Source organism: Pseudomonas sp. AKS31 (assembly GCF_023634765.1).
Taxonomy (GTDB): domain Bacteria; phylum Pseudomonadota; class Gammaproteobacteria; order Pseudomonadales; family Pseudomonadaceae; genus Aquipseudomonas.
On the sequence record NZ_JAMLFX010000006.1, the window covers coordinates 188878 to 202197 of the forward strand.

Here is a 13320-nt window from a genome sequence, read left to right on the forward strand (position 1 = left end):
GGCGTGGCGTGACCTGGCCACGGAGTGCCAAGGCAATAGCTTCAGCCGAACCCACTAGCGGCCCGCCGACAACCAATCAGAAGGATAAGGACTTTATGGACGTTTACATGGGCACTGTTCTGACGTTTGCCTTCAACTACGCGCCCAGCGGCTGGGCCTTGTGCAACGGTCAGATCATCGGAATCAACCAGAACCAGGCGCTGTTTGCATTGCTGGGCACCACCTACGGCGGCAACGGCACCGTCAACTTCGGCCTGCCCAACCTGCAGAGCCGCATGCCGATCTGCCAGGGCAATGGCGGGGGCCTGACGCCGAGAGTCATGGGAGAAATCTCCGGCGCCGAACAAGTCACCGCCACCCTCAACAACCTGCCGAACCACACCCACGCCCTTGCCGGCCTCACCGCCACCACCACCGTGCAACTGGCCAACCCGGCCAGCAATCCGGTCGGCACACCCACCGCGACCAATGCCTATATCGGCGCATCGGGGACCGGGCCGGGTCTGGCGAATATCTTTTCCGATGCCCAAGGCACCTCAGCCATTCCCCTCAAAGGCGCTGCGACCACCATCAGCGGCACGATTTCGCCAACCGGCAACGGCTTGCCGCTGCCCATCATGAACCCGTACCTGGTGCTCAACTTCAGCATCGCGCTGAATGGCATTTTCCCTTCGCGTAACTGATCGACTACCGGGGGATCACCTTCCCCCGGTTCCCCACCTTGCCGGAGCGAAACCATGCTGCAATCGGTTCAAAGCCAACATTTCCAGGCACTTCTCGGGCGGATCGGCACCCTGCACCTGCCCGATGGCAGTGCGTTGCAAATCCATATCGGCGAACTCACAGAGAAACCGCTGGCGCAAATGCGTTACAGCGAGCGCATGCCATTCAGCGTCGAATTGAGCAGCCTGGAAGCAACTGAATTCATCGATGGTTTATGTGCACTGGAGTTGCCTGAACTGGGGCGAGTGGACGGCATCTTCGTGTCGCGGGTACCACCGATGGGGCGGCCGCCAGAGTTGGCTTACTTCCACATCACCTTCAACTGACCCGCGCCTTCGGCAGTGACTACACGGAGATTACCGGGGATACCAGACCAGTCGCTCCGCCGCCGGGTTGCGCTCTTCAACGGCAAAACCCAGCGCCAGATAATGCCGGCGCGCATGGGGGTTGCTGGTCCAGACCACCGTCGCCACCGGGCAGCGAATCTGTTGCGCGGCTTTCTGCACGCCTTGCAGCACAGCGCGGCCATAACCCTGGCCGCGCGCCTGCGGAATGAATGCCAGGTACAACACGCGAATTTCGTTAGCGCCGAAATCAGTACTCAACGCGCCAATCGCCGTGCCGAGTTTTTCCACCACGTAGTGCATGGCATTGGGGTAGTTGTCGCCCATGCCCTGCTCCTGCACCTGAAACTGCTGCGCGACCAGTTGCTGCACCTGTTCCGGCTCGCCGTCGATCCATTGCAGGTCCGGCCGCGCCGTCTGATACAGGCTGTGCAAAAACGGCCCGTCGGTTGCCCGCGAAGGCCGCACCACCAATCCGTCTGCCGCCACTGCTGCGTTGTCCACCATCGAGCTCTCCGTTAGAAACCGCTTTCCCTGACCCCCAGCGCCGCGATTCGCCGCCAGGCTACGCCGAGCAACGATTCACCGCTGCCCTGCAACACCACCACACCGCGCAACGGTTGCAACGGTGTCGGCGCTGTTTCGAGCACGCTGAGCCGCGCGCCGTATTGCGCCTGCACCGGTTCCGCCCGCTGCTGTTGATCGCGGCGCACGGCGATCGGCCCGTGATGATCAGAGGTCAGCGCCTCCTGATCGACGTAGGCCACGCCATTGGTGTCGATTTCATTCAATTGCACGGCGAGTGCCGGATGCATGGGGTCATCGGCGATAAAGCGGCCACTGGCGCCGGGCTTGACCCGCCACAGCTCGGCTTCCGCCAGATAGCCGCGCAGTCGCGCGCCGTCTTCGACGACCCGGGCCAGTGCATCCCTGGTCGACAACCAGCGCCCGACCGTCATGTTCGGCAGCAGATCACGCACGCTGCCGGCCTGCGGTGCGCGCAGCAGCAGGCGCTCGCGTTGCGCCGTCAGCCCGCGGTATTCGGCGACTGCTTCGGCCAGCCGTTGCTCGACAATGCCGGCATCGGCAGCGGTTTCGCTGCGACTGGCCTGACGGCGCATCAATAGCTGCTGAATCTGGATTTCCCGGCGCACGATCGCCAGTCGTGATTCGAGATCCGGCGATTCCAGTTCAATCAGCACATCGCCCTGAGCGACTTTCTGCCCGTCCGTCACGTTCACGGCTTTGACCCGCGCCGCCGTCGGCGCGTGCAGGGCACTGGCGCGCCCGGCCTCGAGCATCGTCGGCAATTCCACCGAACTGCGCCACGGCACGATCAGCACCAGCAACAGCCCGAGCAGCGCCAACCCACTGAGCAGCACGCGCTGGCCGTGCGCCTGTTCGCGGCGACTCCACCACTGGCGCCACTCACGCATGATCGGCAGAAAGATGAACCAGACCAGTTCCACCAGCATCAGGAAGATCCCCAACACCTTGAAGAACAGGTGATAGACCGCCAGCGCGATCCCGAAAAACAACGCCGCACGCCACAACCATGAGCCATACCCCCAGATCAGCAAACGCCGTTGCATCTTCGGCGACCACGGCTCCGGCGCCGGGGCGCCATAACCGAACAAAAATTCACGCAGGCGCCAACGGCACAGGGCAAATGCGCGCCCCTGCAAGTTGTCGACTTCCCAGAAATCACTGATCAGAAAATAACCATCAAAACGCATGAACGGATTGAGGTTGACCACCAGCGTGGTGATCCACGTGGCGCTGGCGAGCATGAACGCCGCCGTGCGCCCCGGTCCGTCTGGCAGCAACGACCATGCGAGGAGCGCAATACACGCCAACAGCAATTCCGCGAGCACACCACCGGCACCGATCAGCAATCGCGCACGGCGATCATTGACCCGCCAAGCGTCGCTGACATCGGTGTAGAACATCGGCAGCAAGACCATGAACGCCACGCCCATGCTCTGCACTCGACACCCGGCGCGCTTGGCCATGAACGCATGGCCGAATTCGTGACAGAGCTTGGCAAAGAACAACGCCACGCCAAACGCCAATGCGCCGCCGAGGCTGAAGAGGTGTGGAAACGTCCCGATAAAACGCTGCCAGTCGCGCGAGACCAAAAAAATGCCCAGTGCCAAGGTCGCCGGCAATCCATAGCGCAAAAGCCGTGGGCCAAAGCGTTCTAGCCACGGCCACGCGCGATTGAGAAACGCGTCCGGGCGCCACAGCGGAATACGGAAAAACAGATATTGATGCAGGAGGATTTGCCACAGGCTTTGCTTCTGCGCCAAGGCCTTGAGGCGGTAGCTGGCGCGTTGTTGATCGTCGAGCGCACTGATCAAATCGTGTCCACGCAGGAACTCCAGCAACTGCTCAAGCTCCGTGCCGGCCAACGGTAAACCCGGCTCGCGATTGGCCGCGCGCAAGACTTGCTCGGCGTCGCCCAACGACCAATGGCGCAACAAGCGCATCGCCGCCGCGCCCAGTTTGAAGTAACGCCCGCGCACCGGATCGGCGAGGGTCCAGCGCGGCGAACCGTCCAAGGCCGGCGCCGCGGGCGACAGTTGCAGGTCGGCACGCAGGCTCGGCAGATTCATCTACAGACCCACACTCTGGCGCAAACCGGCCAGTGGCCGGCGCAACAAGTACAGCGCCAGCGGCGCGCGGTCGCCGAAGATTTTCGCCGTGCCGCGCAGGCCGATGCGTGGCGGCGCCTCGGTAAAATTGGCGTCGAGCCGATAGGCCAGTTGACCGCCCGCCGTCGGCTGCGCCTCGTACGCCGAGCGTTCCAGTGTGGCGAGATGGCGCTTCAGCGGATCGCTGTCGAGAAACAACGCCACTTCGGCACCCGGCTCCAACGAAATCGCATCGCCTACTGCCAATTCGATACGCAGTTCAGCCTGGCTCGGATCGGCGATGTCCATGAGGCGTTCGCCGGTCTGCACCGGTTTGCCGGTCAAGCGTTCGGCGTCGGCGAACACCGCGATGCCATCGCGCTCGGCACGCACTTCGCTGCGCTTGAGCAACTCGCGGGCGTAGTCACGCTCGGCGCGTTTCTGCTCAGCGCGTGCGGCGAGCAAGTCGACTTTTGCGCTCGACTCGGCATCGGCAAACGAGCGCTGGGAATTGGATTTCAGTTCAGCTTCGGCCACACCCAGCGCACGCTCGGCCACGTCGGCCTGCGCCTTGAGCGTGGTGCTTTCGAAACGCACCAGCACATCGCCGGTTTTCACCGTTTGATTGGGTTTGACCAGAAACTCGGCGATCACTCCGTCCAGCGGCGCCGCCACCACGCGACCACCCAGCGGTACCACTTCGGCCGGGGCCAGCACCGATTGACGCACCGGAAGCAACAGCCCGAGCAACAGCACCGCGAGCAACGCCACCTGACGCTTGCGGGTCCAGCGCAGCCGCCACGGCTTGCGCGGTTGCAGCGCCAGCCAGGCGTGGCTGTAGGTGTCACCGAGTTGCGACAGCAACACTTGCTCGGAAGGATTCCACGGCACATCGCGCGCCAGCCACAAGCCGCCGAACACCTGCGCGTCGCGATCAACCAGCGGTAACCAGAACACCTGCGCAGCGGACAGACTGCGCCAGTCGGCCTGGATCGATTCGCTGAGCAGTTCCGGCGCGATCACCCGCGCTTGCTTCAGCACATCCTGCTTGAACAACTGCGCCACGGCTTGCTCGACGAACGCCACGAACGGCGCATTCGGCTCGACCGCACTGACGCCCGTCACGGCTTGTACCTTGCCGGCGATCAATAATGCGGCATGACGAAAGCCAAACAACGCCTGGCCGTCATTGACCAGGCTATAGGCCAGTTGCGCGGCATCGCGGGCAGCGCGAGTCTGCCGCTCAAGGTCGAGAAAGCGCGCGAACACCTGTTCAGCGGCGCCGCTCACCGGCGCGTTCACTTAAGCTCCGGGAAACGCGCGGTGCCGCTCATGCCGGCGAGCAAACCTTTGGCTTCGGGAAGTGTTGCGACCAGCAACAGGGTCTGACTGCCCTCATCGATTCGTGCGCCGAGACGTTTGACCGTGGCGTCGATCGGCTGGCCGGTTTCATCAGGAACGAAGCTGAAGGTCTGGCCGGGCTTGAGTCTGGCCATCCAGCGCGACGGCACCAGCAAATGAATTTCGAGGGTGCGGTTATCGACGACCTCGAGCAGCGGTGCACCGGCCGGCACGCTTTCATAGCGCTGCACCTTGCGCTCGACCACTTGTCCGTCGAACGGCGCGACGACGCTGCAGCGCTTGACCTGCACTTGATACACCTGGGATTGCGCCTGGGTTTCGCTGACCTTGGCCTCGGCCCGCGCCACTTCGAAACGCCCGACGGAATTGAGTGCAGCCAACTGTTTGTTGTGCGCCAGCTCTTCACCAGCACCACGGCTGGCCGCTTGTGCGGCATTGAGCTGTGCCTGATAAGCGGAGCAATCGAACTTCGCCAGCGTATCGCCCTTCTTGAACGACTCGCCCTCGCTGAACGGCAACTCGACAATCCGCCCGGAAAGCTCACTGGCCAGCGTCGCCTGATCACGCGCTCGCAATACACCCCGCGCCTCGCTGCTCGCGGTAGCCGCCGCCGTCGCTGGATTATCCAGCAGCGGATCATCTGGCCCGGGCGTTTGCGCCTGAACTGCACACGTAACTAAGGTCAATCCGATAACCCAACCGCGAAAACGCTGCATAACCGCTACTCCCTGACGGATGTGCGGAGTCTACGACAGCGGGGGTTAGCGTCAAGCGAAAGGCCATCACTCTTCGGAAATGTAATGTTTCAAAAGAGAAAGCCGCTCTATGAGCGTTTAAAAGATGTAGGCAAATTCCGGCGTCCTACAAGAGTTGGGGATACTGCTGATTGCTCACTGCGAAAACGGCGATAGACAGGCTACCTATGCAAATAGGCGCGGAGCGAATTTACCTCTCTCTGCAACAACCTCTAATACAGACGACCTTAAATGGCTTGACGCCGGTTGGTATTGGTAACCAAAACTGGCAAGCCGGTGCTGGAGATAAACCAGCGCAGTGAGCCCGCAATTATTTGGTGGTTGACCTGCATGACGCGCTCAATCTAGGATTGCCTTACTCAACCCCGTACGTAGCGATTCAGTTCGCTGGCAGTTGGGGTGAAGAAACCGGCTTAGGCCGGTTTTTTCGTTTCTGAGGAATAATTTGTGCGTACTGCTTTCTTTGTTGATGGCTACAACTTGTTCTATGGGCTGCTCGCGGGCACCCCCTATAAATGGCTCAATCTCGAAGGTTTGCTGATTCATGTCGCACACATCGAAAATCCGCAGAACGCCGTTGTCTCGATTGACTATTTCACCTCATCAATAAAACCAGAACTAGCGACGCTGGGCCGAATTTCAAAAGAGGCCCAAGACACTTACATAAGGGCACTGCGCACGACCAATGTCAGAGTGCATTTTGGTCGGCATCATCTTGAGCAGGCTAAAGCGCCTCGATTCATCGACAAAAACACCAAGGCCTCACGTCAGGACAAGGTCGACATCTGGAAGCTTGAAGAAAAGGAAACCGACGTTCATATCGCGATCAGCATGTATCGCACTGCCTGCCAGCAGGCACTGTTCGCAACGCAAGATCGCGTCGAACAACTCGTACTGGTTTCGAGTGACACTGATATCACCCCCGCATTGAGAGCAATACGCGCGGACTTTCCTCACCTGACCATCGGCGTCATTCTTCCTCACAGGGCAGGTTTGAATCGGCCCACCCCGGGCTCTCTGAAAGATCACTCTCACTGGCTGCGCCGCGTGATCACAGAGGAAGAATTGCTCATTAATCAGTTTCCAGGCCGAGTAGCCACGCACAAAAAACCAGCGTTCAAACCGGATTATTGGTAGGTACTTCTGCCGGATACACCGACTCCCACCCCCCACCCAGCGCCTTGTACAAGCCCACCATCGCCAACGAAACACCGGTCGAACTCTCCACCCACTGCTCCTGCGTCGCCAGCAGCGCGCTTTGCACGGTGAGGACGTTGACGAAATCGACCACGCCTTCGACGTATTGCTGTTGCGCGGTGCGCAGGGCGATCTGGTTCTGGCGGACGGCTTCGGCGAGGCTATCACGGCGGCGTTGACTGGCGTTGTAGGCGGTCAGTTGATCATCGATTTCGTGCCAGGCACGCAGTACGGTTTGCTGGTAGGCGACGGCCGCTTCCTGCTGCTGGGCTTCACGCAATTGCAGCATGCCGCGCAAGCGTCCGCCGTCGAACAGCGGCAGGCTGAATTGCGGGCCAATGCCGAAGGCACGTGAGCCCCAAGAGCCGAAATCGCTCAGTTGCATGGCTTGCGAACCAAGGTTGCCGGACAGGGTGATGCGCGGATAGAAATCGCCCTTGGCCACGCCGATATTGGCGATGGCCGCATGCAGGCGCGCTTCGGCCTGGCGGATGTCCGGACGGCGTTCGGCCAGTTGCGACGGCAGTCCGATGGCGACTTGCAAGGGCGACTGCGGAACGGCGGCGTCTGTGGATAAATATTTTGCGAGGGCCTGTGGTGGTTCGCCCATCAGCAGGCTGATCGCGTTGATCAGTTGCGATTGGCGTTGTTCCAGCGCAGGCAGGCGCGACTCGATCGCGGCGACTTGCGCAGCGGCTTCGGCGACGTCGAGGTCAGTCGCCACGCCGTCGGCCAGGCGCAGTTGCGAGAGCTTCAAGCTGTGCCGTGCGACGTCGAGGTTCTGCTCGGTGACGGCGCGGGTGTTCTGCACACCACGCAGTTGAATGTAGTTTTGTGCCGTGTCAGCAAGCACCGCCAGCAGCACCCCGCGACGGTCGTTTTCGGCGACTTCGAGGTTGGCGTCGGCAGCTTCGGTTTCGCGGCGCACGCGGCCCCAGAAATCCAGTTCCCACGAGACGGAGAAACCGGCGTCCCACAGATTGAAGGCAGAATCACCGTTGTGCCCGGACGGATCGTTCAGACCTTCGCCGCTGTTGCGTTTGCGCGCGTAACTGCCGGTGGCGGCAGTGTTCGGATAACGCTCAGCGGTGATCACCTGGCGCGCGGCGCGGCTTTGTTGCAGGCGGCTGCTGGCCAGTTGCAGGTCGAGGTTACTGCGCACGGCGCGCTGGGTCAGCGCTGACAGTTGCGAGTCGTGGAAGACCTCCCACCAGCGTTCGTTGAGGGGTTCGCTGACGGCTTGGCTGGGGGCGGATTTGGCGGGTTTGGCCCAGTCGGCGATTTGCGTGGCTTGAGGCTTTTGGAAGTCTGGGCCTACTGTGCAGGCGGTGAGGCTCACTGCGAGCAAGGCACTCAAGGTGAGTGGCTGCCACAGCCCCCATCGCTGGCAAGCCAGCTCCCACAGGGATTGTGCAGATTGACCGAATGGTTTTGTTCTAAAGGTGGACCCTGTGGGAGCTGGCTTGCCAGCGATGAGGCCAGTCGATTCAATACGACTCATCGCTGAGTCACCTCACGCACCGACGTCGCCGAGCTTTTGGTATCAATGCTCGCCTCCACCGACATACCCACCCGCAACCGTTCGGCCAAAGGCTGGCCCGGCTCCAGCATGATTTTCACCGGAATCCGCTGAACCACCTTGGTGAAGTTGCCTGTGGCGTTATCTGGTTTCACCGCAGCAAAGGTCACACCGGTCGCCGGGGCGATACTTTCAACGCGACCACTCAAGGCTTCGCCACCAAGGCTGTCGACACGCACCTGCACCTCCTGACCCGGCTGCACATCGGTGAGTTGCGTCTCTTGAAAATTCGCCACCACATACGCCTGCTGCAACGGCACCACCGCCAGCAGCTTGCTGCCCGGCGTGACATAGGCGCCGACGCGCACGGCGCGTTCGCCGATCATGCCGTCCTGCGGCGCGGTGATCCGCGTGTAGGAGAGTTCGAAACTGGCGATTTCCAGTGCCGCTTGCGCGTGTTTCAAACTGCCCTCGGCGGCATCTCGCTGGGCCGTAAGGATATCGACTTGTTTGCGCTCGGCAGCCAGTTTCGCCGTGGTGGTGTCGAGATGAGCCGTGGCCTGTTCGATGCGCGTGCGCGCCTGTTGCGCGTTTTGCACCGTGCCGGCGCCAACGCCCGCCAAGTGGTTGTAGCGATTCAATTCCTGTTGAGCGAAGGCCATTTCAGCCTTGGCCGCCACCACCGAAGCCTGAGCCTGAGCGATCACCGACGTCTGGCGTTCCAGCGTCGCCTTGGCATTTTGCAGTTGCGCCCGCGCCACCAGGGTTTGCGCGTCCGCCGCCTCGGCTGAGGCGCGTAAATCGCGGTCATCGATCAACGCCAGCAACTGCCCGGCTTTTACCTGTTGATTATCTTCCACCAACACTTCCTTGATGAAACCGGCCACACGCGGCACCACCAGGGTGTAGTCGGCAGAGACAAACGCATCGTTGGTGTTTTGCTGAGTACGTTTGCCAAACACACCGGGCATCGCCAGGTACATCAGCACGCCAACAGCCAGCGCGGCCGCCACGGCCACCGCGAGTTTCTGCTTTGCTTGAGTCGTCATAAAAACCTTCTGTTTCAGTACAGCCATCAGGTCGGCGCGCGCGGCGGATAGATCCGCGTCGGCAGCCAGAAAATCAGCAGGATCAACGCCAGTGCGACGCCGGCCATGCACACATAGAGATCGGAGGAAGTCAGCACCACAGCTTGCTCATGCAGGCGATGGGCAAGACCCGGATCGCTGCGATCGGCCAGCGGCGCATTGCCGAGACTGTCGACGAGCATGGTCGAGTGGAAATGCAGGCGCGCCGTGGTCAGCGCCTCGATCACCCCGGTGGCGACCACGGCCGACAGCCCTTTCACGGTGTTGAACCACGCCGACGCGAAAGGGCCGTCCAGCGGCGTGATGCTGCCGGTGGAGAGCATCAACAGCGGCAGGACCGCCATCGGCTGGCCGAAAATCTGCAGCCATTGCAGGACGTAGAAGTCGTCGCGAATCCACTGCGAAGTCAGATGCGATCCACCCAGGCACGACAGCGCCAACATGCTCAAGCCGATGCCGAGTACCCAACGACAATCGACCCAGCGCAGGTTGCACAGCGCCGCCACCAGCGGCAGCGCAATCAACTGCGGCAGCGCGGCGATGAGCATGATCGGAGCGGTCTGCACCGGGCGATAACCCTGCACCTGCGCCAGGTAACTCGACGGAATCAGCACCACCGCCAACAGCACCACCAACACACCGGCCAGGGTCATCAGGGCGAATGACAGGTTGCGGATGCCGAGCATCTGCAATTTGAAAAACGGAATCGGCTGCGACCATTCGTTGATCAGAAACGCCACCAGCAACAACGCGCCGGCGCCGAGCAAGCCGCAGATCAGGCTCGACTCAAACCAGTCCAGGCGATTGCCCTGCAACAGGCCGATCACCAACATGCAGATCGCCGGAAAGCCCAGCAGCAGGCCTTTCCAGTTGAACGATTTGAGGCGTTCCAGGCGCAGCGGATCCTGCGGAATGCCATACCCCACAGCGGCCATGGCGATCAGACAGGGCACGATGATCTGCCAGAACGTCCATTGCCAGCCGAAATACTCCGTCCACAAACCCGCCAGTGGTGTGCCGAGACCAGGGCCGAACGTCGCCGTCAGTGCGTAGCCGGCCAGGCCGTAGAGTTTGATGTTCGCCGGCAAAAAACGCAGGGCGACGGTCATCAGCATCGGTGGCAACGCACCGCCGGCCAGACCTTGCACCGTGCGCATCAGCAGCAGGCTTTCGTAGTTCGGTGCAAACGGACACAGCACGCCAAGTAACGTGAACAGGCTGATCGCGCAGAGGGTGAAGCGGCGCAGCGAAAACGTCACCGAGCACCAAGGCGCGAAGGCCATGGCCGCGACCGAGGTCGCGGTGTAACTGCTGACCAGCCAGGTGCCTTCGTCGTAACCGATGTGCAGCCCGCCACGGATGTCGGCCAAGGCTACCTTGGTCACCATCTCGTTGAGGCCCGACACCAGCACCGCCAGCAGCACGCCGACCAGGCCGATGATGATCCGCGCCCCGAACACCGGTGGCGTGGCCGCCGCCGGGCTGGCCGCAGCGATGGGTGCTGCCGCCGTCAGGGATGTCATGAATACACGCTCCGGAGGGAAAAATACCGGAGCATCTTAGTAGGGCTTGGCAATGACGAAAATTGACTTATTGGCAGCTTATAAGTGCGCCAGACGCAATTATTCGAAGCAAAAGATCGCAGCCTTCGGCAGCTCCTACAGAGATATACATTCCAATGCAGGAGCTGCCGAAGGCTGCGATCTTTTGACCTTCAAGGCTGGGCAGCCAGCCACGTTTCATCACAACAAGCCTTGAGGGTTTCGCGCAGCCACCGATGCGCCGGATCCTTGTCGAAACGCGGGTGCCAGGCCTGGGTCAGCATTAAGGTCGGCAACGGGATTGGCAGGTCGAACGAGCGCAGTTTCAGCCCGAGCCGGCGCACGCTCAGCAGTGCTTCCTTGGGCACAGGCAGAATCAGGTCAGAATCCGGCAGCGCAAACATCGCCGCATGGAAACTCGGCGCAATCACCGCCACGCGCCGCTCCAGACCCAGCGCATTCAGTGCCGTATCGATCGGGCCGCGTGCGATGCCACGGCGCGACATGCTGATATGGGAAAACCCGGCGTAGCGCTCGGCGGTAATCTCATCGTCGAGCAGTGGATGATCTTCGCGCACCAAGCCTACGAAATGCGTTGAGAACAGATTCTGTACTTTGACTTCAGGGGTAACGGGCCGGGTGTTGCTGACGCTCAGGTCGATCCGGCCCTCGCGCAGCGCTTCATCGTCGCCGTCACCCTCCGGGACGAAGCGCAGCTCGCAGTGCGGTGCCAGTTGATCAAGGGTGTCGAACAGCTTGCCGCCGTACACACCGACGAAGAAGTCATTGGCGCGGATGCTGAAGCGTCGACGTAATGTGCCCAACTCCACGGTGTCAGCAGAGCGGAACAGCAGCGCTGCCTGTTCGACCACGTCGCGCACCTGCTCGCGTAGCTCCAGGGCTTTGGGCGTTGGCACCAGACCCCGCCCGGCACGCACGAGGACTGGATCGCCGATGGCTTCGCGGATTCGCGTCAACGTGCGGCTCATGGCCGCCGGGCTGAGGTTCATCCGCCGCGCAGCGCCGACCACACTGCCCTCGTCGAGCAAGGCGTCGAGTGCGACCAGAAGGTTCATGTCCGGGAGTTGCATGTTGAGCACTCATGGCTGATCAGGATTGATCTGGGCGCAATGCTAGCAAACATCCCTGAAGTATGGAGGCGCCCGACAGGACGCCATCGCTGGCAAGCCAGCTCCCACAGTGATTGAGGAAACTCACAAATCTACGGCCACCGCAAAAACCTGTGGGAGCTGGCTTGCCAGCGATAGGGCCAGCAGCCACACCAGAAATTACCGCTGCATACCCCAACGCTTAACCGTCACGCGCTCAAGGGTATCGAACACCAGATTCTCCACCAGCAACCCAATCAGAATCACCACCGCCAACCCGGCAAACACCTTGTCGGTGTAAAGCTCATTGCGGTTCTGGAAGATGTACCAGCCCAACCCACCCTTGCCACTGGTCGCACCAAACACCAGTTCCGCGGCGATCAATGTGCGCCAGGCAAATGCCCAGCCGATCTTCAGCCCGGCCAGAATCGACGGCAGCGCCGCCGGGATCAGGATGAACAGGACCAGCCGCAGCCCCTTCAATCCATAGTTGCGCCCGGCCATGCGCAAGGTTTCCGAAACACCGAGAAACCCGGCATAAGTATTCAGCGCCAGCGCCCACAGCACCGAATGCACCAGCACAAAAATCAGGCTGTTCTGCCCCAAACCAAACCACAGCAACGCCAACGGCAACAGGGCAATCGCCGGCAGCGGATTGAACATCGAGGTCATCGTGCTCAGCAGATCACGGCCCAATTGCGTGGACACCGCCAGAGTGGTCAGAGCGAATGCCAAAACGATGCCGATCAGATAACCCTTGATCAGTACCACCAGCGATATCCACACCTTGGCCAGCAGTTCACCGCTGAGCAGGCCCTCGAACAACGCGTGGCTGGTCTGCAGGAAACTCGGCAGCATCAGGTCATTGTTCTGAATCCGTGCGACCACTTCCCACACGACGGCGAGCACAATCAGAATCAGGCTTTTTCGCAGCCAGCCCTGTTGCCACAGCCGCGTGCCGAGGGATAACTCACGCTCGACCGGCACTTCGGTCAGCGGCGCCAGGACAATTTCGAATTCTTCACGCACAGATGATGATTGGCTCATCG

General features: G+C 61.3%; 12 protein-coding genes. 3 read left to right on the plus strand and 9 right to left on the minus strand.

Annotated elements, in window-relative coordinates; genetic code table 11:
- Positions 1 to 95 precede the first annotated feature (95 nt).
- Together M9827_RS18435 and M9827_RS18440 are read left to right on the plus strand one after the other, a co-directional pair.
- A complete protein-coding gene (locus M9827_RS18435) occupies positions 96 to 683 on the plus strand; it encodes a phage tail protein (protein WP_250606508.1) in 588 nt (195 codons plus the stop codon).
- Positions 684 to 737: 54 nt separating this feature from the next.
- The gene (locus M9827_RS18440; RefSeq protein ID WP_250606509.1) at positions 738 to 1049 is read left to right on the plus strand and encodes a DUF6916 family protein; all 312 of its coding nucleotides are present in this window, start codon (positions 738 to 740) and stop codon (positions 1047 to 1049) included.
- 30 nt (positions 1050 to 1079) lie between these two features.
- Here the strand turns inward: M9827_RS18440 and M9827_RS18445 are convergent, their stop codons facing one another.
- Genes M9827_RS18445 through M9827_RS18460 form a run of 4 tightly spaced genes read right to left on the minus strand, consistent with a single transcriptional unit; the run spans position 1080 to position 5778 of the window.
- Positions 1080 to 1574: a GNAT family N-acetyltransferase gene (locus tag M9827_RS18445; RefSeq protein WP_250606510.1), complete on the minus strand. Its 495-nt coding sequence runs from the start codon at positions 1572 to 1574 to the stop codon at positions 1080 to 1082.
- A gap of 11 nt (positions 1575 to 1585) precedes the next feature.
- A complete protein-coding gene (locus M9827_RS18450; protein ID WP_250606511.1) occupies positions 1586 to 3682 on the minus strand; it encodes a site-2 protease family protein in 2097 nt (698 codons plus the stop codon).
- Positions 3683 to 5002, minus strand: coding sequence for an efflux RND transporter periplasmic adaptor subunit (locus tag M9827_RS18455; RefSeq protein ID WP_250606512.1), 1320 nt, complete (start codon positions 5000 to 5002; stop codon positions 3683 to 3685). It lies immediately after the preceding gene.
- Positions 4999 to 5778: an efflux RND transporter periplasmic adaptor subunit gene (locus M9827_RS18460; protein ID WP_250606513.1), complete on the minus strand. Its 780-nt coding sequence runs from the start codon at positions 5776 to 5778 to the stop codon at positions 4999 to 5001. Before M9827_RS18460 ends, M9827_RS18455 begins: the two co-directional genes overlap by 4 nt.
- A gap of 486 nt (positions 5779 to 6264) precedes the next feature.
- Here M9827_RS18460 and M9827_RS18465 point away from each other — a divergent pair, with 486 nt between their 5' ends.
- The gene (locus tag M9827_RS18465; RefSeq protein ID WP_250606514.1) at positions 6265 to 6954 is read left to right on the plus strand and encodes an NYN domain-containing protein; all 690 of its coding nucleotides are present in this window, start codon (positions 6265 to 6267) and stop codon (positions 6952 to 6954) included.
- On the opposite strand, the gene M9827_RS18470 is transcribed toward M9827_RS18465, so the two are convergent.
- The 5 genes from M9827_RS18470 to M9827_RS18490 all read right to left on the minus strand — a co-directional run bounded on the left by M9827_RS18470 (position 6935) and on the right by M9827_RS18490 (position 13318).
- Positions 6935 to 8515: an efflux transporter outer membrane subunit gene (locus tag M9827_RS18470; RefSeq protein WP_250606515.1), complete on the minus strand. Its 1581-nt coding sequence runs from the start codon at positions 8513 to 8515 to the stop codon at positions 6935 to 6937. The two genes, M9827_RS18465 and M9827_RS18470, sit on opposite strands and share 20 nt — an antisense overlap.
- Positions 8512 to 9582, minus strand: a complete 1071-nt coding sequence (locus M9827_RS18475; RefSeq protein ID WP_250606516.1) for an HlyD family secretion protein — start codon at positions 9580 to 9582, stop codon at positions 8512 to 8514. Before M9827_RS18475 ends, M9827_RS18470 begins: the two co-directional genes overlap by 4 nt.
- Before the next feature lie 26 nt (positions 9583 to 9608).
- Positions 9609 to 11144 carry an MFS transporter gene (locus M9827_RS18480; RefSeq protein ID WP_250606517.1) on the minus strand — a complete coding sequence of 512 codons (1536 nt, stop codon included), beginning with the start codon at positions 11142 to 11144 and terminating at the stop codon, positions 9609 to 9611.
- Positions 11145 to 11335: 191 nt separating this feature from the next.
- Positions 11336 to 12253 (minus strand): LysR family transcriptional regulator, encoded by a 918-nt coding sequence (locus M9827_RS18485; RefSeq protein WP_250606518.1) that lies wholly within the window; start codon positions 12251 to 12253, stop codon positions 11336 to 11338.
- 198 nt (positions 12254 to 12451) lie between these two features.
- Positions 12452 to 13318: an ABC transporter permease gene (locus M9827_RS18490; protein ID WP_250606519.1), complete on the minus strand. Its 867-nt coding sequence runs from the start codon at positions 13316 to 13318 to the stop codon at positions 12452 to 12454.
- Positions 13319 to 13320 lie beyond the last annotated feature (2 nt).